Annotated in this window: 24 protein-coding genes, 1 tRNA gene and 1 pseudogene; 15 read left to right on the forward strand and 11 right to left on the reverse strand. The window is 60.3% G+C overall.

Going from position 1 to position 21,891, the window contains the following annotated elements:
- The 4 genes and pseudogenes from ACOJSJ_RS17090 to ACOJSJ_RS17105 all read left to right on the forward strand — a co-directional run.
- Positions 1–120: pseudogene (locus ACOJSJ_RS17090) on the forward strand (IS5/IS1182 family transposase); the annotation flags it as partial.
- Positions 117–782 (forward strand): amidohydrolase family protein, encoded by a 666-nt coding sequence (locus tag ACOJSJ_RS17095; RefSeq protein WP_420146200.1) that lies wholly within the window; start codon positions 117–119, stop codon positions 780–782. The pseudogene ACOJSJ_RS17090 and the gene ACOJSJ_RS17095, both read left to right, overlap by 4 nt.
- Positions 783–1,171: 389 nt before the next feature.
- Positions 1,172–1,570: a hypothetical protein gene (locus ACOJSJ_RS17100; protein WP_420146159.1), complete on the forward strand. Its 399-nt coding sequence runs from the start codon at positions 1,172–1,174 to the stop codon at positions 1,568–1,570.
- Positions 1,567–2,502: a cation transporter gene (locus ACOJSJ_RS17105; RefSeq protein ID WP_420146160.1), complete on the forward strand. Its 936-nt coding sequence runs from the start codon at positions 1,567–1,569 to the stop codon at positions 2,500–2,502. The genes ACOJSJ_RS17100 and ACOJSJ_RS17105 overlap by 4 nt, the downstream gene beginning before the upstream one ends.
- Here ACOJSJ_RS17105 and ACOJSJ_RS17110 read toward each other — a convergent pair.
- Entirely contained in the window at positions 2,499–3,446 is a 948-nt protein-coding gene (locus tag ACOJSJ_RS17110) for a cation diffusion facilitator family transporter (protein WP_420146161.1), read from the reverse strand. The two genes, ACOJSJ_RS17105 and ACOJSJ_RS17110, sit on opposite strands and share 4 nt — an antisense overlap.
- Positions 3,447–3,451: 5 nt before the next feature.
- Positions 3,452–4,060, reverse strand: coding sequence for a flavodoxin family protein (locus tag ACOJSJ_RS17115; protein WP_420146162.1), 609 nt, complete (start codon positions 4,058–4,060; stop codon positions 3,452–3,454).
- 107 nt (positions 4,061–4,167) lie between these two features.
- Between ACOJSJ_RS17115 and ACOJSJ_RS17120 the strand changes: the two genes are divergently transcribed.
- Positions 4,168–5,019, forward strand: a complete 852-nt coding sequence (locus ACOJSJ_RS17120) for an SDR family oxidoreductase (protein WP_420146163.1) — start codon at positions 4,168–4,170, stop codon at positions 5,017–5,019.
- A 70-nt stretch (positions 5,020–5,089) separates the two neighbouring features.
- Here the strand turns inward: ACOJSJ_RS17120 and ACOJSJ_RS17125 are convergent, their stop codons facing one another.
- The 4 genes from ACOJSJ_RS17125 to ACOJSJ_RS17140 all read right to left on the reverse strand — a co-directional run bounded on the left by ACOJSJ_RS17125 (position 5,090) and on the right by ACOJSJ_RS17140 (position 8,539).
- Positions 5,090–5,371 (reverse strand): response regulator, encoded by a 282-nt coding sequence (locus tag ACOJSJ_RS17125; RefSeq protein WP_420146164.1) that lies wholly within the window; start codon positions 5,369–5,371, stop codon positions 5,090–5,092.
- Positions 5,358–5,846: a PAS domain-containing protein gene (locus ACOJSJ_RS17130; RefSeq protein WP_420146165.1), complete on the reverse strand. Its 489-nt coding sequence runs from the start codon at positions 5,844–5,846 to the stop codon at positions 5,358–5,360. The genes ACOJSJ_RS17125 and ACOJSJ_RS17130 overlap by 14 nt, the downstream gene beginning before the upstream one ends.
- A gap of 91 nt (positions 5,847–5,937) precedes the next feature.
- Positions 5,938–6,276 carry a hypothetical protein gene (locus ACOJSJ_RS17135; RefSeq protein WP_420146166.1) on the reverse strand — a complete coding sequence of 113 codons (339 nt, stop codon included), beginning with the start codon at positions 6,274–6,276 and terminating at the stop codon, positions 5,938–5,940.
- A gap of 181 nt (positions 6,277–6,457) precedes the next feature.
- Positions 6,458–8,539: a catalase gene (locus ACOJSJ_RS17140; protein ID WP_420146167.1), complete on the reverse strand. Its 2,082-nt coding sequence runs from the start codon at positions 8,537–8,539 to the stop codon at positions 6,458–6,460.
- A gap of 343 nt (positions 8,540–8,882) precedes the next feature.
- Here ACOJSJ_RS17140 and ACOJSJ_RS17145 point away from each other — a divergent pair, with 343 nt between their 5' ends.
- Positions 8,883–10,805, forward strand: coding sequence for an AsmA family protein (locus tag ACOJSJ_RS17145; protein ID WP_420146168.1), 1,923 nt, complete (start codon positions 8,883–8,885; stop codon positions 10,803–10,805).
- A gap of 12 nt (positions 10,806–10,817) precedes the next feature.
- On the opposite strand, the gene amyA is transcribed toward ACOJSJ_RS17145, so the two are convergent.
- On the reverse strand, positions 10,818–12,422 hold the full coding sequence (gene amyA, locus ACOJSJ_RS17150; protein WP_420146169.1) for an alpha-amylase: 1,605 nt from the start codon (positions 12,420–12,422) through the stop codon (positions 10,818–10,820).
- A 113-nt stretch (positions 12,423–12,535) separates the two neighbouring features.
- Between amyA and ACOJSJ_RS17155 the strand changes: the two genes are divergently transcribed.
- The 3 genes from ACOJSJ_RS17155 (at position 12,536) to ACOJSJ_RS17165 (ending at position 13,920) form a co-directional block, all read left to right on the forward strand.
- The gene (locus ACOJSJ_RS17155; RefSeq protein ID WP_420146170.1) at positions 12,536–12,829 is read left to right on the forward strand and encodes a hypothetical protein; all 294 of its coding nucleotides are present in this window, start codon (positions 12,536–12,538) and stop codon (positions 12,827–12,829) included.
- A gap of 144 nt (positions 12,830–12,973) precedes the next feature.
- Positions 12,974–13,687: a Crp/Fnr family transcriptional regulator gene (locus ACOJSJ_RS17160; protein WP_420146171.1), complete on the forward strand. Its 714-nt coding sequence runs from the start codon at positions 12,974–12,976 to the stop codon at positions 13,685–13,687.
- 53 nt (positions 13,688–13,740) lie between these two features.
- On the forward strand, positions 13,741–13,920 hold the full coding sequence (locus ACOJSJ_RS17165; protein ID WP_420146172.1) for a hypothetical protein: 180 nt from the start codon (positions 13,741–13,743) through the stop codon (positions 13,918–13,920).
- 161 nt (positions 13,921–14,081) lie between these two features.
- Here ACOJSJ_RS17165 and ACOJSJ_RS17170 read toward each other — a convergent pair whose 3' ends face one another.
- Positions 14,082–14,270, reverse strand: a complete 189-nt coding sequence (locus tag ACOJSJ_RS17170; protein WP_420146173.1) for a hypothetical protein — start codon at positions 14,268–14,270, stop codon at positions 14,082–14,084.
- A gap of 276 nt (positions 14,271–14,546) precedes the next feature.
- Positions 14,547–14,621 (reverse strand) — tRNA-Gln (locus tag ACOJSJ_RS17175).
- Positions 14,622–14,745: 124 nt separating this feature from the next.
- Between ACOJSJ_RS17175 and ACOJSJ_RS17180 the strand changes: the two genes are divergently transcribed.
- Both ACOJSJ_RS17180 and ACOJSJ_RS17185 read left to right on the forward strand, forming a co-directional pair.
- Entirely contained in the window at positions 14,746–15,258 is a 513-nt protein-coding gene (locus ACOJSJ_RS17180; RefSeq protein WP_420146174.1) for a MarR family winged helix-turn-helix transcriptional regulator, read from the forward strand.
- A 72-nt stretch (positions 15,259–15,330) separates the two neighbouring features.
- Complete coding sequence (locus ACOJSJ_RS17185) at positions 15,331–15,645, forward strand: hypothetical protein (protein WP_420146175.1); 315 nt, start codon at positions 15,331–15,333, stop codon at positions 15,643–15,645.
- A gap of 19 nt (positions 15,646–15,664) precedes the next feature.
- On the opposite strand, the gene ACOJSJ_RS17190 is transcribed toward ACOJSJ_RS17185, so the two are convergent.
- Complete coding sequence (locus ACOJSJ_RS17190; protein WP_420146176.1) at positions 15,665–16,240, reverse strand: helix-turn-helix domain-containing protein; 576 nt, start codon at positions 16,238–16,240, stop codon at positions 15,665–15,667.
- Positions 16,241–16,266: 26 nt separating this feature from the next.
- Here ACOJSJ_RS17190 and ACOJSJ_RS17195 point away from each other — a divergent pair, with 26 nt between their 5' ends.
- Positions 16,267–17,178: a DMT family transporter gene (locus ACOJSJ_RS17195; protein ID WP_420146177.1), complete on the forward strand. Its 912-nt coding sequence runs from the start codon at positions 16,267–16,269 to the stop codon at positions 17,176–17,178.
- A gap of 44 nt (positions 17,179–17,222) precedes the next feature.
- On the opposite strand, the gene ACOJSJ_RS17200 is transcribed toward ACOJSJ_RS17195, so the two are convergent.
- Positions 17,223–17,981: an enoyl-CoA hydratase gene (locus ACOJSJ_RS17200; RefSeq protein WP_420146178.1), complete on the reverse strand. Its 759-nt coding sequence runs from the start codon at positions 17,979–17,981 to the stop codon at positions 17,223–17,225.
- Positions 17,982–18,106: 125 nt separating this feature from the next.
- Between ACOJSJ_RS17200 and ACOJSJ_RS17205 the strand changes: the two genes are divergently transcribed.
- From ACOJSJ_RS17205 to ACOJSJ_RS17215, 3 genes are all read left to right on the forward strand, one after another.
- The gene (locus tag ACOJSJ_RS17205; RefSeq protein WP_420146201.1) at positions 18,107–19,075 is read left to right on the forward strand and encodes a bile acid:sodium symporter family protein; all 969 of its coding nucleotides are present in this window, start codon (positions 18,107–18,109) and stop codon (positions 19,073–19,075) included.
- Positions 19,076–19,213: 138 nt separating this feature from the next.
- Positions 19,214–20,824, forward strand: a complete 1,611-nt coding sequence (locus ACOJSJ_RS17210; protein ID WP_420146179.1) for a phytoene desaturase family protein — start codon at positions 19,214–19,216, stop codon at positions 20,822–20,824.
- A gap of 52 nt (positions 20,825–20,876) precedes the next feature.
- Positions 20,877–21,872 carry an aspartate carbamoyltransferase catalytic subunit gene (locus ACOJSJ_RS17215; RefSeq protein WP_420146180.1) on the forward strand — a complete coding sequence of 332 codons (996 nt, stop codon included), beginning with the start codon at positions 20,877–20,879 and terminating at the stop codon, positions 21,870–21,872.
- The last annotated feature ends 19 nt before the right edge of the window (positions 21,873–21,891 follow it).

The following is a 21,891-nucleotide window of genomic DNA, read 5'->3' on the forward strand; positions in this document are numbered from 1 at the left end:
GTCGAGGGCTTCTTCGCCAAACTCAAGCAATGGCGGCGCATCGCCACCCGCTACGACAAAATCGCTGCCAACTTCTTCGGCTTCATCAAACTCGCCAGCATCATGCTATGGCTCAAATGATTAAATCGTCACCACAGCCTAGTCTCCATCGGGATCTGCGCACGTGGCCCGGATCGTTCAGACGCCGAAGTCTGGAAGGCGGAATAGGACGCCGCGCGGCGGCTGGGCCTGCCAATTTCCACCCATATGGCGTCCGACGCCAAGGCAGCTACGGGCCGTGGCATCGCGACGCTCGCAGCGCGAGGCGGCCTCGGCCCCGACGTGCAACTCGTCCACCTGACAACTGCATCGCGCGTAGACATGGACCGTGCAACAAAGGCCGGTTAACCCGTATCGATCAGTCCCTGGACCGAAATGGAGGTCGGATACGGTGTAGCACCTTTCCTAAATATGATCGCGGCCGGGCTGCTTATCGGCCTGTCCGTCGACAATATGGTGTTGGCGGCCAAGCCGACATGTTCTCTGTCATGCGACTGTCGCTGGATCTAGCGCGTGGGGTTTCGCGCGATCAGCAGTTTGTAGAGGACATCACGGCGCTACGCTGGGCCACAGCAGTTGGTGCCCAAAGCCTAGGCTTGGGGAAGCGGGTCGGTGCGCTGGCGCCGAGAAGGCGCGCCGATGTCATTGCAGTCCGGGTAGACACACTGAATATGATGCCCGCCGCCGATCTGCCCTCACTACTTACTCATTCCGCACGCCCGATAATGTGTCGCTCGTCTTGATCGACGGCGTGGTGCACAAGCGCGATGGCCATTTGATCCGGGTAGATCTGCCGGCGATCCAAGCGCAAGCGGCGGCTTCTATCACGCGAATGCGATCGATTACTGCCGTCTGAAGGGTGTCCAAGTTCCGCCGGTTGGCTCTTTTGGCGTTTCGCGCGTTGTTCGCGAGCAACAATCCGGAAATATTTCATGACGCACTCCAGCCTCAGTGAAACCCTTAACCTCCGCGCCGTCACGTTACCGTCGAGGGAGGCGGACTGGAGGCATCCTGCCGATCCACATCCTACTTTGCGACAACGCATAGCTGTCATGAGCAGCCTGTGTCAGAGGGGGGCCGCGAATTGATGCGGCTGGCCTCCTTTGCACTACTGCTGCTTAGCGCATGTGACATGCTGCCGCGCGACCCGGCCGGTACATCGACACGGATCGAGCATAGTCGCACCTTCACCGTCGCGCTTGCAGAGCCCGCCATCTCGTCCGCGCCGCAGGTCGGCAGGCTTGTCGCGGAAATCGAGCGGCGCACCAATGCGCATGCTCAATGGCGCATCGGATCGGGTGAGTCCTTGTTCCAGCAGCTCGACGATGGCTCCCTTGATCTGGTCATCGGCCGCTTCACGGCCGATAGCCCTTGGGCAACCGACGTGGCCTTTGCTCCTGCCCTTTCGACAAATGACATAGGAGACGCGCAGATCGAATTGAAAGCCGCGATGCGCAATGGGGAGAATCGGTGGATCATGACCGTCGAGCGCGCCAGCCGAGCGATATCGCGGAAGGCACGCAACCAATGAGCGAAACCAGCCTTCCGCAGGAACTGCGCGACTCGATGGCCAAGGCGGTCCGCCTTGAATATTGGAACATCTTCTGGACGCTCACCATCATCGTCACCATGGGGCTGGTGCTGGGCCAAAGCGAGACGATGAAGACCGCCTGGATCGAGGATACGCTGGGCCTCGTCCCGCCGATCATGTTCCTGATCGCGGCGCATATGGAGCGCCACAGCCATCGCTCCCGCCGCTTTCCCTTCGGCTTCGAACGGGTCAACGGGCTTGGTTTCTTCGTCGCGGCGGTCGCGCTGACGGCGGTCGGCGCGCTGCTGCTCTATAATGCGTTGACGGCGCTCGGCTCACGGGAGCATGCCACCGTCGGCTCTATTGTCCTTCTGGGACACGATCTGTGGCTCGGCTGGCTGATGCTCGCCGCGCAAATCTATTCGCTGATCCCTCCCCTCTTCATCGGGCGCAAGGAACTGCCGCTCGCTGAACAGCTCAATGATAAGCTGCTCCATACCGACGCGCTCATGAACAAGGCCAACTGGCTGACCGGCGCGGCGGGGCTTGCCGGGATCATCGGTCTTGGCCTTGGCTGGTGGTGGGCGGATTCGGTGGCGGCGGCGATCATATCTGTCGATGTGCTCAATGACGGGATCAAAGCGCTGCGGTCCTCAACCGCCGAACTGATCGACGGCGCGCCGCGGGCGCTGTCCAGCACGAACCTGTCTGAGGACGCACAGAAGGTCTGCGATCGATTACAGGCAGAATTTCCCGATGCGACAGTGCGTCTGCGCGAGACCGGGCGGCTGATCCGGGCCGAGGTGCATAACACCCACCCGCCGTCGGAATGCCGCCATCCCCGACACTATTGGCCCGACGAGGAGGATCGGGCCTGGCGGCTGGCACAGGTCAGCTTTATTCCGCCAATGCAGAATGACAATAAGAGCTAGATCGTTGGCGGCTGGCGGATCGCGTCGGCCTGCTTCTCCGGCCTGATATAGATGGAAGTCAACTCCGGTACGCTTGCCTTCATCTCACGCTCGATATCTTCGATCAGGCTCTCCGCCTCACCCATCGGCAGGTCGTCAACGAAATCGGCGCTAATCGCGACAAACACGGCATCGGGCGCCGTGTGAATGGTGCGCACATGGTTGACCGCGCTAATCTGCGGCCGCTGGTCGAGGATTGCCCATACCGCAGAAACGATAGTCGGCTCCGCGCTCTCACCAATCAGCAGCCCCTTCGCTTCGCGCGCAAGCAGGACGGCTACGCCAGCCAGAATCAGGCCAATCGCGATCGATGCCAAACCATCGATGCGGGCGTCTGCATAATGGTGGCTGGCCCACACGCCCGCGCCTGCAATACCGAGACCGACCAGCGCCGCACTGTCTTCGAACAGGACAATGAATCCCGCCGGGTCCTTCGACCGGCGGATCGACTGCCACCAACTGCTCGCACCGCGCTTCCCGTTGAATTCCCGCACCGCGATGGCCCAACTCGTTCCCTCTAGGAGGACGGCGACACCCAGCACCACATAGTTGATCGTCGGATCGCGCAATGGCTCCGGCTCAGCAATGTGCAACCAGCCTTCGTAGATGGAGACACCAGCCCCTACCGCGAAGATGAGGATCGCGACGACGAACGCCCAGAAATAGAGTTCGCGTCCATAGCCGAACGGGTGGGTGGTATCGGGCGGACGCTTTGCCTTGGCCTGTCCGTACAGCAGCAGAACCTGATTGCCGCTATCCACCAGAGAATGCACGCCTTCGGTCAGCATGGAAGAGGAACCGCTGATCGCGGCCGCCACGAATTTGGCGATGGCGATCCCGACATTGGCGAACAGGGCGCCGTAAAGGACAATATCCTCGCGAAACCTGCCTGACAGACCAGTCATGTAGCTTAACCCGGATAGGGACTGGATTTTAGCAAATCTGCCAAATGCGCGGCATTGCTCGCGACCATCTTCGCAGTCTTTGTCACCATGTCCGGCGTCTCCTTCAAATCCTTGAAGTCGGTCGATCCCATCGCTTCGCCGACCCAGTAACAGGCGGCGACCGCCGGGATAGTCCAGCCAACATCGTTCAGCGCTTGAAAAAGCTGGGCAGACGAGAAATGCGCACCGTCCTCATTGCCCACGATCGCGGCAACCGCGACCTTGCCGTAGCTGGGCATCCGCCCCTGATCGTCGGTCTCGGACAGAAAAGCGTCCATCCGCTCCAGCACGCGCTTGGCGACGCTGCTGATCTGTCCCATCCAGATCGGACCGCCGAAGATGACAATGTCGTGCGCCAGTATCTTCTTTCGCAGCGCCGGCCACGCGTCGCCATCGCCTTCATCCGACGTGACGCCGGGCTTGATGTCTAGCTCAGCGAACCACACGGTTTCGCTTAACGTTACCTTCTTCTCGCCAAAAGCCTTTGCCAAGACGGCGATCATGGCGTCGGTCGAGCTGTCCTCTCCGGTATCCGCCTTAAGGGTGCAATTGAGCGCCAAAGCCTTGATCGGCATCGATCATCTCCTTTCCGCTCTTGTCGACCGCAGGGTGCGACCGTCCGTTCATCACAGGGAGAACTCCTGAGCCATCAATGTGTTCTTAGGGATGAAGGAGATAGTTGATGAGCGATACCGCACAGATGATCCATGAGGACGCGCTGCCCGGCCATGAGAGCAAGCTCTCGCCCAAACCCGATTGGCAGCCGCGCTATATCGGATCTGGCCGCCTCGCCGGAAAAGTCGCCATCATCACCGGCGCCGACAGTGGCATCGGCCGGGGAGTTGCCGCGCTCTATGCGCGAGAAGGCGCCGATATCGCGATCGTCTACCTTCTGGAAGATGATGACGCCGCAGAGACCAGACGTATCGTCGAGGCAGAAGGACGCAAAGCGATCACCCTCCGCGGCGACCTTGGCGAGAAAGCCTTTTGCGACGATGTCTTAGCTCAGACGCTGAAAGCATTCGGCAAGATTGACATTATCGTCAACAATGCCGGTGAACAACATCCGGACAAAGACATCACCGACATCAGTGAGGACCAGCTTCGCCGAACATTCCAAACCAATATTTTCAGCATGTTCTTTCTAGTGCAGGCCGCCCGCCCGCACCTCAAGGCCGGCGCTGCCATCGTCAATTGTACCAGCGTGACGATGTACCAAGGTAGCTCCGAATTGCTGGACTATAGCGCGACCAAGGGTGCCATCACCGCTTTCACCCGGTCGCTGTCGGAAAATCTTGTCGGCGATGGCATCCGCGTAAATGCTGTGGCGCCAGGCCCTATCTGGACGCCGCTCAACCCCTGTGGAGGCGCCAGTCCCGAAAAGCTGGAACATTTCGGTGAAGGTACGCCCATGGGTCGCCCCGGCCAGCCCAATGAAGTCGCACCGTCGTTCCTTTTTTTGGCGTGCGACGATTCCAGCTACATGTCAGGACAAGTGCTGCATCCCAATGGCGGGATCATCGTCAACGGATAGCTGACTTATGGCATGATTTCGCGGATGCGCTGCGCCAATATATCCGTTGCGAAAGGCTTGGTTAAAAGCGTCATGTTCGGCGCGGCTGTCCATTCTTGATAACGGCATTTTCGGCATAGCCGGTAATAAACAGAACATGCAGGTCGAGTATCAGACTGATCGCCGCATCCGCGACCTGCCGCCCATTCATCCCGCCCGGCAACCCCACGTCGGTAATGAGCAGGTCGATCCCGGCATCCGCCTGTAGCAGGCGCGCCGCGCCGGGTCCGTCAAAGGCCTGCAACACGGTATAGCCTATCTCCTCGGCAACCTCCACGACCAGCATGCGTACGGTCGGTTCATCGTCCACCACCAGCGAGAAACGCCGTCTCGTAACTTACAGCGGCGTCGGGGCCGAGACCGAATAGCGCACGGCATCGGTCGTCCCATTCCAATTGGCCGGTCTGCGGCCAATAGTCGAACTGTCCCATCCGCGCCGCGCGGGTCGCCAGTTCAAGCCTGTCCCGGCTCGTGGCCACGGCTTCCCGCGCTCTGTGCGCCGCCGTCACGTCCGTCCCCATGCCAAACCATTCCAATATCTCGCCAACAGGCCCCAGGGTCGGCACGGCGCGCGATGCCGTCCAGCCGATCGAGCCTTCCGCTTGCCGCACGCGATGTTCCAGAACGAAAGGCGATTTGGTGGCGATGGCCTGCGCTATGACATCCTGAACGACCGGCTGCTCTTCGGGCGAAATATAGGCTTCGATCCAGCGGACCGAAGGGGCGTCCGTGTCGGCCAGAAAGCCGCGCCCATCGAGTTGCCGCATTTCCTGCGAGTCGGCGCTCATCTGATAGATGGCATCCCGCGTCGTCCCCACCAGAGCGCTGAAGCGCGATTCACTGGCCGCGCGCCTGTCATAACGACATGCATGTCCTCACCTACATCGTTTCGTCCGCCTTTACGCGGACGATGAGCGGTTCAAGATCCTCCCAGAGTTCGGACCATACCGTCTGTATCGGTTGGCCCGGTGCAGTTGGATGGCGATCACCCAGAAAGGGGGCGCAAGCGTCATTATAAAGGAAAGCGAGATCGTCGTCCCAAGCAACGAACATCGGAAAATGAGAGGCCAGCGCGCGATTCACCGTCGTCCGCAGGGATATAAGCCATCGCCCGCGAGCCCCAAGGGCAATGGCCGACCAGTCAAAATTATCAACGCTTATCTTAATGGATGCGTCAGACGAGAGCTGGGCGGAAAAGATCGAGGCATTCAGTTCCACTATCCGGTCTTTCCGGCCATGTCATTCGCCAGGATTGCAACATGGATCAGCCAGCCATTGGGTGCCGACGCCTTTGGTCTGGCGCGCTCCATTGACAACAATATGGCAGCCGGCGGCTCAAACCTGTGTTCGCGATTGACCCGAACCGCCCGACGCCTGGAAAATGGATCATCAAATCCTTTCAGGCGAGGATGCGTAGAGACGGCTCACGGTCGTAAAAGCGCAGAGCTGCAGCCTTCACGAAAGCGTCATCAAGTGCCGTAACGCCCGCGTCGGGCATTACGCCAGCCTTGTCGAGCAGCGGCTGCGCTGCGGCACTTGCGCCGATAGCCTTGAGATGGCCGAAAGCGTTCATCACGAATTCGACAGCGGCGGCCTCGTTGACGAGCACCGCACAGCCCTCTTTGGACAATATGATCGCCACCGCGTCGAAAATCTGACTGGGCGACCCGGCGAGCTGACCATCAGCCTTCTGCTGCTTGCCGTCGGAGAGCTTCGCGCCTCCAACCTTTGGTGCGACGATCACTGCCTTGCCCTTGGCTTTCTTTACTGCTGCCACAACTGCGGCCAACTCACCTGCATCACTTCCATCAGCGATCAGAACACCGACCTTTCGTCCCTCGAGCGTAGCCTGCATATTCTTGTGGATCGAAAGCGCGTCCGATGGCGGCATATCGATCGGCGCCCTTGCGGCCGGCGCCTTTTTCGGCAGATCTATGCCAAGGCCATCGGCGACGCGCCTGGCCAGATCTTCGTCCACATTTCGCAGATTGGCGACCATGCGACCCGGCACCTGATCAAGCAGTTCAACCTTCGAAAGTTCGAACACGAAGGACGAGGCAATGTGTGCTTGCTCACTGCTCGTCTGTGAACGGTAGAAAAGTCGGGCCTGACTGTAATGATCGGCAAAAGTCTCCGATCGTATGCGCAGCTTGTCACCACTCTCGTCAGGGCCGGTGGCGGCATTTACCGTGACAAAGCCGCTACCTTCGCTCTCACGCGGGCCGCCCTCCTCGCCATGCGCTCCCAGACTGTTGGGCTCATAATTGGCGCGCCCCTTGGGCACCATTGTCTGCATCTTACCATCGCGCTGGAAATTACCGAACGGACAGCGCGGCGCGTTTACCGGGATCTGATGGAAGTTGGTTGTGCCGAGCCGCGAGTTCTGGGTATCGAGATAGGAAAAGAGCCGCCCCTGAAGCAGCGGATCGTTCGAAAAATCGATGCCTGGCGGGATGTTCGAGGGCAGGAATGCGACCTGTTCTGTTTCGGCGAAGAAATTATCGACATTGCGATTAAGCGTCAGCGTACCGATAAGGCGCACTGGCACATCCTCTTCCGGAATCAGCTTGGTCGCATCGAGTACGTCATAAGGCTGCGCATTGGCAAAGGCCTCATCGAAGATCTGAATGCCCAGATCCCATTGCGGAAAATCGCCTGAATCGATCGCCTCGAACAGGTCACGGCGTTGATAGTCATTGTCGGCCGCCTGAAGCTTCAATGCCTCGTCCCAGATGGTCGACTGAAGTCCAAGCCGCGGTTTCCAGTGGAATTTGACGAAATGCGCTTCACCCTTGGCATTGACCAGCTTGAAGGTGTGGACGCCAAATCCTTCCATCGTGCGAAACGAGCGTGGCAGGGTCCGGTCGGACATCGCCCACATCAGCATATGCGTGGTTTCGGGCATCAGCGAAGCCCAGTCCCAGAAAGTGTCGTGCGCGCTTCCTGCCTGCGGATAGCCGCGATCGGCCTCCATCTTGACTGCATGGACGAGGTCGGGAAATTTGAGCGCGTCCTGAATGAAAAAGACCGGGATGTTGTTGCCCACCAGATCCCAATTGCCCTCGCGCGTGTAGAATTTGACGGCAAAGCCGCGCACGTCGCGCGGCGTGTCGACCGACCCCGCGCCACCCGCCACCGTCGAAAAGCGGACGAATACTTCGGTCTTCTCGCCCTTGGTAAAGACCGCTGCCCTGGACAGATCGGAAATGTCGTCAGTCGCCTCGAATATGCCATGGGCACCCGACCCGCGCGCGTGGACGATCCGCTCGGGGATGCGCTCATGATCGAAATGAAAGATCTTCTCGCGAAGGACGAAATCTTCCAGCAGCGTAGGTCCGCGCGATCCGCCCTTCAACGAATTTTGATTGTCGGAAATCGGTACGCCATGATTGGTCGTGAGGACGGCCGTATCCAGGGTCCCGGCAGTCTGATGGGTTTCGCCGCCACTTGTCTTGCCGCTGGATTTCGAAGTCTTTGCCATTGGAAGGTCGCCTTTCTGCATGTCGTTCGATCGCAACGGGGCGGACCATATATTACCGTCGCGATGCGTCTGTCGCACGCATGTCGAAGGTCCGTCCCTGCTGTTCGAGGCATTGGCCGACGAGATCGGCCCGAGCCTCCACAACGCGCCAGACGCAGTTTGTTCACCGCGGGATCGCGCCGCGGACCGATTTTCCGCCGACGGCTTAACCTGGATTTACTATGCTCGTTATCGCCAGCCATCAGCGCGGCTATTCACACGATTTCGACCCATAAAATTCCACACTGTATCCCGCCAGCATGGACCCGCCGAATGGTCCAGGCGTTAGCGCGCGATGATAAGGATGGAGAGAGGGCGCCGCCTGCGGTGGATCGGCTGGCTATTGGTTGGCCTCGCCATATTGGCTTCAACCTGCCTCATCGCCCTCGCCGCCTTTCCCGTTGGCCTGTTCAAGGACAGGATCGCTCGTCACATCGGCGCAAGGTTCGCAACGAACGTGTCGATCGGCTCAATCGGACGGCGCGAGGTTTTCTCCTTCACGCCGACGATCCTGATACGGGATTTGGTGATCCGGCAGCCGCGATGGGCTGGCACTGGCAATATGGTTCAGGCCCGGTCGGTGGAAGTCCGAATTTCGATCCTCTCGCTCATGAGAGGCGGCGGTGTCCAGCCAGACGATGCGGTGGCGCGCGGACTATCCCTTGCGCTGGTTCGCGACGCGTCAGGGCGGGCGAACTGGGAAAGACCAAAGGATGGACATGGCAGCGACGCTCAAGGCAGCGGCCTGGGGCGATTGCTCGTGCCCGATGGCCGCCTCTCCCTAAATGATGCCAAGCGCGCCCTTTCGCTTTCCGGCACCTTTGCTTCTGATGCGAAGGGCGTGCGCATCGATGCAGCGGGTCGCTTCCACGACGCACCTGCACATCTGGCGATCAGGGGCGCGTCAATCTCTGGCCAAAGGCCCGATGCGGCTTATCCGATCGCATTGAAACTCCAGTCGCCCTTGCTGCATCTTAACGCTTCGGGGCAGACACGCGGGCCGCTCAACCTGCGGTCCATGTCGCTCGATGTCCGCGCGACATCACCAAATCTCAAATATCTCGATGATGTGATCGAAGCCGGCCTTTTCGGCACTCAACCCATCGACCTCCATGCCAAGGTCCGCCATGCCGGGCGGGACTGGTCCGTCGAGCATATGACAGGTCGTATAGGGCGATCCCCGCTGGTCGCGAAAGCCGACATCCTAAAGCGCGACGAGCGCACGAAGATCGATGCCGATGTACGTTTCAGCGCGTTCGATTTCGACGATCTTTCCGACGCGCAAGGCAAAGCCAAAGCCAGGGCGATCGAAGCCCGGATCGGACCGCGCGTCCTGCCCGGTACCCGCATCAACCTTGCAAAGGTGGGGCCGACCGATGGCGTCCTCCGGTTCCGGGCGGATCGGCTGTTGCTGACGGATTCGATGTTCCAGTCGTTGGCTGGCACGATCCGGCTCACCGGCAAATTGCTCGAACTCGATGATATTCATGCGAACATGTCGAGCGGACGGATGAACGGCACCGTCAGGATCGATCAACGCGGCGGCGCCACAAAACCATATTTTGCCATGGACCTGCTCTTCACCGACGGGCGCCTGGAAAAATTGATTGGGACGCAGGGCGCAACCGGCGCTCTGCGCGGCCGGGTTAAGCTGTCGGGTACGGGCGATACCATTCGCGAAGCGCTTGGCAGGGCTGACGGACATGCCGGGTTGGTGGTGCGCGACGGGCAGGTGCAACGCACGCTCGCCGCCGTGCTGGGGCAGGATCTGGGCAAGGCGATCGGGGCTGCATTGCGCAACAAGGACGCGGAAATACCTTTGCGTTGCCTTGCCATCGACTTTGCCGCCAAGGGCGGCATCCTTACCCCGTCTCCATTTCTGGTCGATACATCCATATCCTCTGGTACAGGCCAGGGAACAATGTCGCTTGCGACCGAGCGCATAGCACTCACGATCAGGGGGCGATCGCGCGATCCGAGCGGCCTGCGACTTGTCGATCCGATCAGGTTGGGTGGCAGCTTTTCGGCACCGACCCTGAGCGCCGCCGGCGATCCCCCCGGCAGCAAGGTGGGCGCAGGTTCCATCATCAAAGCGGTTGGCAAATCGATTGGCGGCGCGCTAGGCCTTACGAAGAAGCGCGATATGGATGATGACGCTACGCCCATGGCGGTGGATTGCGCATCCATGGAACGACGCATATTGGCTGCGCGACTGCCTCGATCCTGACCCTTCGTCTACTTAGCTTTGACTGTCTGTCCGTACCCACAGGCTGACGGAGCCGCCATTGACGCGCAGCGTCGCCTTTCCGGCTTGATCAGCGGCTATCTCTTCTCCGCAATGACCCAAAAAGTCGCGAAAGCTTACCCCGGCATGCTCTGGCCCAAGCTCGACGATCTTTGTCGTCTCTGCGCCATTGTTGACGAGAAGTATGCAACCGGCCTGCCCCGCTGTGCCGTGCCGGATAACGCCAAGACAATCTGGATCGTCAAACAGGTCGGACTGCGGCCCGTTGGCAAAAAGCTGCCGGGCCTCGATCAGCTTTGGCAGGCAGGGAACCGGCATGATCTCTATCTCATGGGTTTCGCCATCCCCGCCCGCATCACTATATTTCGCGCCATAGAGATCGGGGTAGAAGATGCACGGCACGCCCTGTTCACGGATCAGGATCAATGCATAGGCCAGCGGCTTGAACCAGTCCTCGACTGGGGCCTCGAGAGCCTGAAGCGGTTGCGTGTCATGATTGCCCACGATCGTCACGGCATGGTCGGGCGATGTCGCAACCAGCGCACCATCGAATAGGGTGCGCAAATCGAAATCGCCACCGGCCCGCGCCGCGTCATGAAAGCGGTGCAGCAAGCCGACGTCGAACAGCATAAGTTGCTGGTCCACCAGATCAAGATAGGCCTTAAGCGCCTCCATGTCGGGATGCCAATATTCGGCGACGACGAAAAGCTCGCTATTCACGCTTTCGCGCATATGGCCGACCCAGTCGCGGAAGAACCAGGCGGGGATATGCTTGGCTGCATCCAGGCGAAACCCGTCGCACGGAAGTTGTTCCGCCAGCCAGCGCCCCCAATATTTTAATTCCTCGTAAACAGCGTTGTTTCGAAACTCGACGTCCGATCCCATCAGATAATCGAAATTACCCTTCTCGCTATCGACCTCGCTATTCCACTCGCCATCGCCATATTCGTTGACCAGCCGGAATACGCCATCTTCGGTTGGCTCCTCGATGTGATCGACGCCGGTGAAGCATTTTGCGTCCCACACAAATTCCGAGTACCGCCCCTGTCGGCCGGGGAAGGTAAACCGGGTCCAGGCGCGGGCTTCGAACGCCTCTTCCTCTACTTCGTCGCGGTTGTCGGGATTAGCGCGACGCACAAAGACCTGCTCGATTTCATCCGCGCCCATCTTGTGGTTCAACACCACATCATGGATGACACGAACGCCTGCTTCCCGCAGTGCGCCCGTCGCCTCCTCCAGAGCGGCGCGATCGCCATATTTGGTGCCCACCGAACCCTTCTGATCGAACTCGCCCAGATCGAACAGGTCATAGCTGTCATAACCCACCGAATAGCCGCCCGCCGCGCCCTTGTAAGCAGGCGGTAGCCAGACATCGGTCACACCCATATCCCTCAGAATTGTGGCCTGCTGCGCGACTTCACTCCACAGCCCTCCGCCGTCGGGATAATACCAGTGGAAGAATTGAAGCAGCGTCCGTCCAGCCATGAAAGCTCCTGTTGCAGCAATTGCAGCGGCGGCTAAACGGCCCGATGCGAAAGAGGTTGCAGATGCTGAAATCTGCCCGACCCGGTTGCCGGCGTTAATTGAGACATGGATCAAGAACGCAGAAACCCTTGGAACTTCAAGGCAAAGCGCGCGTCTCACTCGTTGCAACCCGGGATCGCTCGATGCCACGGATGTGGAGCCACTGCGCAATGTCAGACCACCAACTCATGGAATTCATCTTGTCCCATTGCGAGAGCTTGCATATCCAACATAACGCCCACCGCGAAACGGACACGACCGTGGCTCGCCATTTGCTTCACCGCGAACGGCTCGGGGACGTCATCGTTTTTGCCAGCACTACGTCGCGCCTGCGGTGCATGGAAAGCGACGCCATCTGGGAGATGAGCATCCGTCACAGGGATGGCACGCAGACCCACATCGCCGGATCAAGCCTTGACGAGTGCATGGAACTGGCGAATGCGACGATACGGCTGTCGGGCGTCGGTGCGATCGCCGCCTGAGGCTGGTTTCCACGGACATTTTCAACATCGGGCGACAGGGTTTATCAGCCTGTTCGCCCTGTGATTCATCTGATACTGTTAAAATATGCATAGCCCTTAGGCCAATCCATGAGCGCAGGCCGATATGCTCGGGCGTATGGCTTTATGGCAGTTTTCAACGATTTCCTGCGCAATCGTCGCCGGGAAGAATTGTCGTCAGAAGATCTCCAAGCGCTGGAGGCTAGCGTTCACGCAGTACAAGATGTGCCTGCGCGCCATAGCCTTGCGATTTCCCATCAACCGATTGGCGTGAGCACCTATCTGATCGAAGGGTTCATATGCCGCTATATGGATGACCGGGAAGGTGTCCGCCAACTGGTAGCGGTGCATGTTGCTGGCGATTTTGTCGATCTCCATGGATATCCACTCAAACGTCTGGATCATGACGTTGCAACTCTTGGCCAGTGCAGGATCGCGCTTGTCCGCCATGAAGCGCTGGACAAGCTTGTGAGCGACCGGCCTAATCTGACGAAGCTCCTATGGTTCAGCACTCTGCTCGATGCGGCCATGCACCGCGAATGGATATTCCGTTTGGGCCGCCTGGATGCAGTTGCCCGCGTCGGTCATTTTTTCTGCGAAATCGAAGCTAAGCTGCGGGCTGTCGACCTGAGTGACGGCAGACAATTTTCCCTACCGTTGACCCAGGCTGACTTAGGCGAGGCTTGCGGTATGACGCCGGTCCATATCAACCGGATGCTCAAGAAGCTACGGGAGCGCGGACTGATGCATATGGAGCGTGGCCGGGTCACCATATTGGATTTACAAGCGCTAAGGCGTCTGAGTGAATTTGATCCCTCCTATCTGTTCATCAACGAGTGATGGAACCGTCCTGTTTTGGAAGCGTCCATCGCCTGTGGAGAGATGGAGAAACTATGTCCCAAGCTTATGTCTACGAGGACGGCGGGAAAGCCTGCGCGGAAGAGGGGCAAGTGATGCTTGACGGGCCGGATGGCGTAGCCGTCAGCATGACGCCAAAGGCAGCGGAAGACACGGCCAAGGAATTGTTGCGGGCGGCCTCCCAGGCGCGGCAACAGATATCGAAACATAGCTGATCGGCAATCCTCAAAACACTGCGTCTGCATTCCTGTTGGTCTTGGACCCGGAGCATAGCTTGCCCGGTTTTTCGGACACTCAGCTTATCGGATTTCGCATCCAGCCCGTACCGCCGCGCGAGCATCACTGAAGTAATGTGCCTGCCTGTCTCGTAGGCGTTTTACGCCAGATGTTGTTTTGCGTTGCTGGCCAAGATTCGATAATTTCCTGCCCGTGCCTCCCTGAACTGATCCGGCATGTCGGACATCAACCGATGATGGTCGTCCTGTGCCAAAACGATGGTGTAAAAATCTTTCACCAGCGCGGCAATTTCCCCATCGCTGAACGTCGATGCGCTTTCGAGGGTCAACAATAGTTCCTTCGAACGCAGACACAGACAGTGCGATAAGAAACGTGCTTCTCCTGCTTGATTCATATGGAGGCGGCATGTCAATTCACAGCGCGTCAGCCGTTCGCGCAAGAACTGCGGGATCACCCGCCGAAAATGATAGATATCGCGGCGCCTGATGGTTTCGGGATGTCTCCCATGCACACAAAGCCCCAACTTTGTAGCAGCGTATTGTAGCAAACGCCCCACCACGGTGCCATCCGAAAATCAACGTTTTGAGGTAGTTTGAGAGAAAACTGGCTGGGGCGGCAGGATTCGAACCTGCGCATGGCGGTACCAAAAACCGCTGCCTTACCGCTTGGCTACGCCCCAGCATGGCCGATCTTTCGTCGGTGCGGACGCCATATAGCGTGTGATTGACGAAAGGAAAGCCTAGTCATGATAGTTTCGTGACGCCAATATGCATCTTGTCACTCTTTGGGATCATAGCGCTTTCATGTCGGCCCCTCCCCAGTCCCCATCGCATAGCCAGATTGCCCCGGCATCGCCCCTTTTCCTGCGTGAAGATGAAATCCGGCGCGGGATCGAGATGCTCTATTTCGGCTATTCGGCGTTGACCCGGTCGATCGACGAAGGGCTGGCGGCGCAGGGGCTGGGCCGGGCGCATCACCGGGCGCTCTATTTCATTTCGCGCCAACCAGACCTGACGGTCAAGGATCTGCTGCGGCTGCTGGCCATTACCAAACAATCGCTGGGTCGGGTGCTGAACGATCTGATCGAGCGGGGCTATATCGAAACCCGCACCGGCCCCAGTGACCGGCGGCAGAAGCTGCTGCGCCTCAGCCCGGACGGCAAGGCATTGGAAGCCGAGCTGTTCCGTGCGTTGCGGGAAAAGATGGCGGGCGCCTATGCACAGGCAGGACAGGGATCGGTCACCGGCTTCTGGCGCGTGCTGGAAGGGCTGATCCCCGAAACAGACCGATCGATGGTGTTCGGCCTGCGCGGTTAATAGACACGGCTGCGAAACCTTCTGCCGCCTCCTGCGCTTTACAGGCTCTATTTACCGGCAAGAGGAGCCAATATGCGCACATCCATTATCGCCGCCTTTGCGGTGCTGACCGCAGCCAGTCTTTCCGCCTGTTCGGAAAAGGCGCAGGACAATCTGGAAAATGCCGGATCGGCGATCGGCAATGATGTGACCAACGCGGTCGATGACGCAGGCGCAAAGATCGACAACGGACTGGACCATGCCGGTCATGCGATCGACAATGGCGCTGAAAAGATCGGCGCGGCGACCGATAATGCCGCCGCGGACGCCAAACGCGAAGCGGGCGAAATGAAGCATGATGTCGGATCGACGCTGGAGAAGGCTGGCAGTGATCTAAAGAAGGAATAAGCCCGCACAACCCGCGCGACTAAAATACGACATTGCGCACGAAGCGGACCGGGTCCGCTTCATGATTAACGAACCGATAGGGGCGATCGCTGCTGAAGATCAGGAAATCGCCCCTGTCGATCCGTTTGGGTTTGGCGCCATCCATTTCGACGGTCAATATGCCGTCCATCACAAACAGCATTTCATGCCAGTTGGCGGCGTCGGCTTCGGCGGGATAGACTTCCCCGGCCCCCAGCGACCATGTCCATAATTCCGCCTCCCGCGCTGCGGGCACCGTGCCTAGCAGGGTCGCGCGACTGTCCGCACTTTCACCGCGCCATGCCAGACTGTCGATACGGCTGTTGTCAGGCATTTCGGGCGGACGGACGAGCCGCGAGAAGCTGACCGCCAGCGCATGGGCCAATCGGTCCAGTGTCGAAAGGCTCACATTGGCCTCCCCACTTTCGATACCGGAAATCATCCGGCGGCTGACATCGGCCAACGCGGCCAGCCCATCCTGACTAAGGCCACGTTCGGCCCGCAGCGACCGGACATTGCCAGCGACATGGGCGAGGACATCGGGACGCCGATCATCGGGCGCATCTTGACCGTGCAATATATTGCTCATAGAGATTGCGCATTATGTTGCACAACGCCGCGCCCGACAAGTCCCGTCAGGATCGATTGATGATCGGTCGCCCCGAACTCGCGCTGATCGGCGTAACGGTTCTGTGGGGCGGCACATTTCTGATCGTGCATCATGCGGTGCAGCAGACCGGTCCGTTTTTTTTCGTGGGCCTGCGTTTCGGCACGGCCGCGCTGATTGCCCTGCCGCTGGCCTGGCCGGTGCTGCAGGGGCTGACGATGCGCGAATTGCTGGCCGGGCTGGTGATCGGGCTTGGCATTTTCGCAGGCTATTCGCTCCAGACCTGGGGTTTGCAGACGATCAGCAGCAGCACATCGGCCTTCATCACCGCCGCCTATGTTCCATTGGTGCCGATCATGCAGTGGATCATATTGCGCAGGCGGCCAAGGCTGGCGAGTTGGATCGGCGTGGCGCTGGCGTTTATCGGCCTGCTGCTGATCGCCGCGCCGGAAAAGGGGCTTGCGCTTGGCAGGGGTGAGGCGCTGACCCTGATCAGCACGGTGGCGATCGCGCTGGAAATCATTTTCATCGGCCTGTGGGCGGGCACGGTGAATGTCGCGCGGGTTACGCTGGTGCAGCTGGCCGCGACATCCCTGTTCGCCTTCGCCTGCATGGCTCCCGCTGGTGAAAGCGTGCCGCCCTTTTCCTGGACCGTAGTGCTGAGCGCATGCGGACTTGGCGCGATTACGGCCCTGATCCAGTTCGTCATGAACTGGGCGCAGCGGACGGTTTCGCCGACGCGGGCAACGCTGATCTACGCGGGCGAACCGGCTTGGGCGGGGATATTCGGGCGGATTGCAGGGGAACGGTTACCGCAGGCCGCCTTGCTGGGCGGCCTGTTGATCGTCGCGGCGGTGATCGTCAGCGAAATCAATTTCGAACGGAAGAAAGAGCCGGGACCGATATAGGGTTGCGACGGCCCTGTAGGACAGCCCGTCGCAACAGAAACTGATCAGCCGCGCTGGAAGACCGGGGGGCGTTTTTCGAAGAAGGCGGTGAACGCCTCCTGCGCTTCTGCCGAACCCAGCGCCTTGCGGAACAGCTGTCCTTCCTCCTCCATGCGCGCGACGAGCATGGCGGGATCGCCCTTCATCAGGCGGCGTGTCGCGAGCAGGGCCTGAGGCGGCTTCGCCATCAGCATCGCTGCCTTGGCGCGGGCATGGGCAAGCAAGGCGTCGGCAGGCACGATGGCGGTGACGAAACCCGCACGGTCCGCCGCATCCGCGTCCAGCGGTTCACCCAGCAGCAGCATCGCCGCCGCTTTGGCATGACCCATGATGACGGGCGCCAGCAGGCTGGAGCCAGCTTCCGGCACCAGCCCCAGATTGACGAATGGCATGACGAAACGCGCATCGGGCGCTGCATAGACCAGGTCGCAATGGAGCAGCATCGTCGTGCCGACACCGACCGCCATCCCCTGCACCGCGGCGACCAGCGGCTTGGGGAACGCGGCGATAGCCTGAATGAAGTCGAACGCGGCGACGCCGCCTTCGGGACCAGCCATGAAATCCTTCAGGTCGTTGCCCGCGCAAAAATCGTCGCCCTGCCCCGCGATCAGCACGGCGCCGATGCCCGGCCGCGCCATAGCATCCGCCAGCGCGGCGATCATGGCGCGATACATAGGGCCGGTCAGCGCGTTCTTTTTATCCGGGCGGGCGATCATGATTTCGATTACGCCCGCATCTTCAGTGATCCTGATCTCATCGCTCATCGCGCAGCCTCTTCCTCGTCTTGCGGAACTTGTCCCGATCCAAGGGGAAATTGTTGGCGCATGCCGCGCCCTGCGTCTATCCCCTGCCCGATCCTTTTCCCCTTGCTGCCAGACTGAGGCTGATGATGAACCGCCTGCGCCAACTTTTGGACCCGTTTCTGCTCCTGTTGCTGGCGACCGTCGCCCTAGCGTCCGTCCTGCCGGCACGGGGCACTGGCGCCGTCATTGCCGACGCGATTGCCGATGCCGGCATCGTGCTGCTTTTTTTCCTGCACGGGGCAAAATTGTCGCGCGAAGCCATCTGGGGCGGTGCGAAGGCGTGGAAACTGCATCTGGCGACGCTGGCGACGACCTTCGTCGTGTTTCCGATTCTGGGACTGCTGGCCGGCCGATTCGCTTTCGTGCCGGACAATATGCAAGCGGGCCTGCTGTTCCTCACCCTGCTGCCGTCGACGGTGCAATCGTCCATCGCCTTTACCGCCATTGCCCGCGGCAATGTCGCGGCGGCTGTGGTCAGTGCGTCCTTTTCCAACTTGCTGGGCATTTTCGCGACGCCCTTGCTGGTCGCCATGCTGATGCAGCGTAGTGGGAACGGAAGCCTGATTTCCCTGTCTGCCGTCGAAGGCATCGTGCTGCAATTGCTGTTGCCCTTCATCATTGGGCATTTGCTGCGGCCGTGGATCGGCGCCTTCGTCGCGCGACATAAAGCGATGATCGGCCGGGTAGACCGGGGATCGATCTTGCTGGTCGTCTATGCTGCCTTTTCCGCCGCCGTCGTGGAAGGTTTGTGGTCAAAGGTGTCGGGCGAGGAGTTGCTGATACTGGCCGGGCTGTGCATCGCGATACTGGTCATCATCCTGCTGTTCACATATGGGCTTGGCCGCATGATGGGCCTGTCGCGGGAAGACGCGATCGTCCTGCAATTTTGCGGTTCGAAGAAGAGCCTGGCGTCGGGTGTGCCGATAGCGGGCGTGTTGTTCCCAGCCGCGGCCGTGGGACCGATCCTGTTGCCGATCATGCTGTTCCACCAGATCCAGTTGATGGCCTGCGCTCTGCTGGCGCGCCGATATGGCGCACGGTCGGACACGGAATGATACGGCGAAGTTGACAATCCGATCGATATTTTGCGTTTGGTAATTATACATATGTAAAATATTGATGTCGGACAGATGGACGGCGGAGCTGCTGGGGAGCGGTTGCGCCTGACCCGATGCGGGAGGGAAGCGGGGGATATGAGCACATCCTATGATGCCGTCATCATCGGTGGCGGGCATAATGGCCTTGTCTGCGCCTTTTATCTGGCGCGGGCAGGCTACAGGGTGCGTATATTGGAGCGGCGCGATGTCGTGGGCGGTGCGGCGGTGACGGAGGAATTTCACCCCGGATTCCGCAATTCCACGGCCAGCTATACGGTCAGCCTGCTCAATCCCAAGGTCATCCGCGACATGAAGCTGGCCGACCATGGCTATCGCGTGGTCGAACGGCCGATCAGCAATTTCCTGCCGCAGCCCGATGGCGGTTACCTGAAACTGGGTGGCGGGCTGGCGAAGACGCAGGCCGAGTTCCGCCGGTTCAGCACAAAGGATGCGGACACGCTGCCCGCTTATTATGACGCGTTGGAAGTGGTCGCCGATATATTGCGCGATCTGGTGCTGAAAAGCCCGCCCAATGTCGGGGACGGAATGTCCATGATCGTCGATGCGCTGAAACAGGGGCGACGCATCGCCGGGCTGGAACTGGAGCAGCAGCGCGACGTGCTGGATCTGTTCACCAAATCGGCGCGCGGTTTCCTGGACAGCTGGTTCGAAAGCGACGCAGTGAAGGCTGCGTTCGGCTTTGACGCAGTGGTCGGCAACTATGCCAGCCCCGACACGCCGGGCAGCGCCTATGTGCTGTTACATCATGTGTTTGGCGAGGTGAACGGCAAGAAAGGCGCATGGGGGCACAGCGTCGGCGGCATGGGCGCGATCACGCAGATCATGGCAAAGGTGGTGTCGGCCATGGGCGTGGAGATCAGTCTGGGAACGCCGGTCGCGTCGGTGCTGGTCGATGGCGCGCGTGCTGTGGGCGTGAAGCTGGCGAGCGGCGAGGAAGTGATGGGCCGTACGGTGATCGCCAATGTGGGACCGAAGCTGCTTTACGAGCAGATGATGGCGCCCGCCGACCTGCCTGCCGATTTCGTGAAGCGGGTGAAGGCGTTCAAGACCGGGTCCGGGACGTTCCGCATGAATGTGGCGCTTGATGCCCTGCCCGACTTCACCTGCTTGCCCGGCGTCGGCGAGCATCACCAGTCGGGGATCATCATCGCGCCGACTCTGGATTATATGGACCGGGCGTTCATGGACGCGAAGCGCGATGGCTGGTCGACGCAGCCGATCGTGGAAATGTTGATCCCGTCGACCATCGATGAAACGCTGGCCCCGGCGGGATGCCATGTGGCGAGCCTGTTCTGCCAGCAGTTCGCGCCGGAATTACCGGACGGGCGCAGTTGGGACGATGAACGGGAAGCGGCAGCGGACGACATCATCGCCACCGTGGAGGCGCATGCGCCGGGCTTTACGAAAAGCATCATCGCCAGGCAGATTCATTCGCCGCTGGACCTGGAGCGCAAGTTCGGGCTGATCGGCGGGGACATCATGCACGGCAATCTGACGCTGGATCAGATGTGGGCGGCGCGACCGGTGCTGGGCCATGGGGCCTATCGCGGCCCGGTGAAGGGGCTTTACATGTGCGGGTCCGGCACGCATCCGGGCGGCGGCGTGACCGGCGCGCCGGGGCATAATGCCGCGCGGGAGATATTGCGCGACGGTTCGATGTGGGGAAAATGGCGCGGGCGGGGATAGCCGATCCGCGACGCCTTGCCCTCCCCGACCGGCTCCCCTAAAGCACCGGCTCATGCCAGACATTTTCATCCCCGACGCGACGCCCGAACTCACCGGGCGGGCGCTGTTTCCGCACAGGCATCTGCTGTCCATCGCTGACCTGAAACCCTGGGAAATCCGGTTCCTGCTGGATGAAGCGGAACATTGGGCGCAGGCCAACAAGGGCCGCGCGCGCAAGCATGACGACCGGCTGGCCGGAATGACGCAGATCAACGCCTTCTTCGAAAACAGCACGCGCACGCTGTTGTCGTTCGAGATTGCGGGCAAGCGGCTGGGCGCGGATGTCGTCAATATGGCGGCGGCGACGTCCAGCGTGAAGAAGGGCGAAACGCTGATCGACACCGCCATGACGCTGAACGCCATGGCCGCCGACGTGATCGTGATCCGCCATGCCAGTTCGGGCGCGGTGCGGCTGATCGCGGACAAGGTGGATTGTCCGGTGCTGAACGCGGGCGATGGGTGGCACCAGCATCCCACACAGGCGTTGCTGGATGCGCTGACCATCCGTCGCCGCAAGGGTGGGTTCGAAGGGCTGATCGTCGCGATCTGCGGCGATGTGCTGCATAGCCGGGTGGCGCGGTCGAACATGCTGTGCCTTGCCGCGCTGGGCGCGCAGGTGCGTGCGGTGGCCCCGCCCACTCTGCTACCGCCAGAAGTGGACATGCTGGGCGCGACGCCTTTTACCCGGATGGACGAAGGGCTGGACGGAGCCGATGTCGTCATGATGCTGCGCTTGCAGAATGAGCGGATGGATGGCGCCTTCATTCCGTCCCCCCGTGAATATCATGCGCTGTACGGACTGACGCCGGAGCGGCTGGCCATTGCCAAGCCGGATGCGCTGGTGATGCATCCGGGACCGATGAACCGGGGCGTGGAAATCACCAGTTCGGTCGCCGATCATCCCGATCGGTCCGCCATCACCGAACAGGTGGCGATGGGCGTGGCGGTGCGCATGGCGTGTCTGGACGTGCTGACGCGCGGGGCGCGGGGCACGGAGGGATGGTCTTGACCGTCCCGACCAGAAAGAA

Origin of the sequence: Sphingobium sp., assembly GCF_048594625.1 — a bacterium.
In the GTDB taxonomy this organism is placed as follows: Bacteria; Pseudomonadota; Alphaproteobacteria; order Sphingomonadales; family Sphingomonadaceae; genus Sphingobium.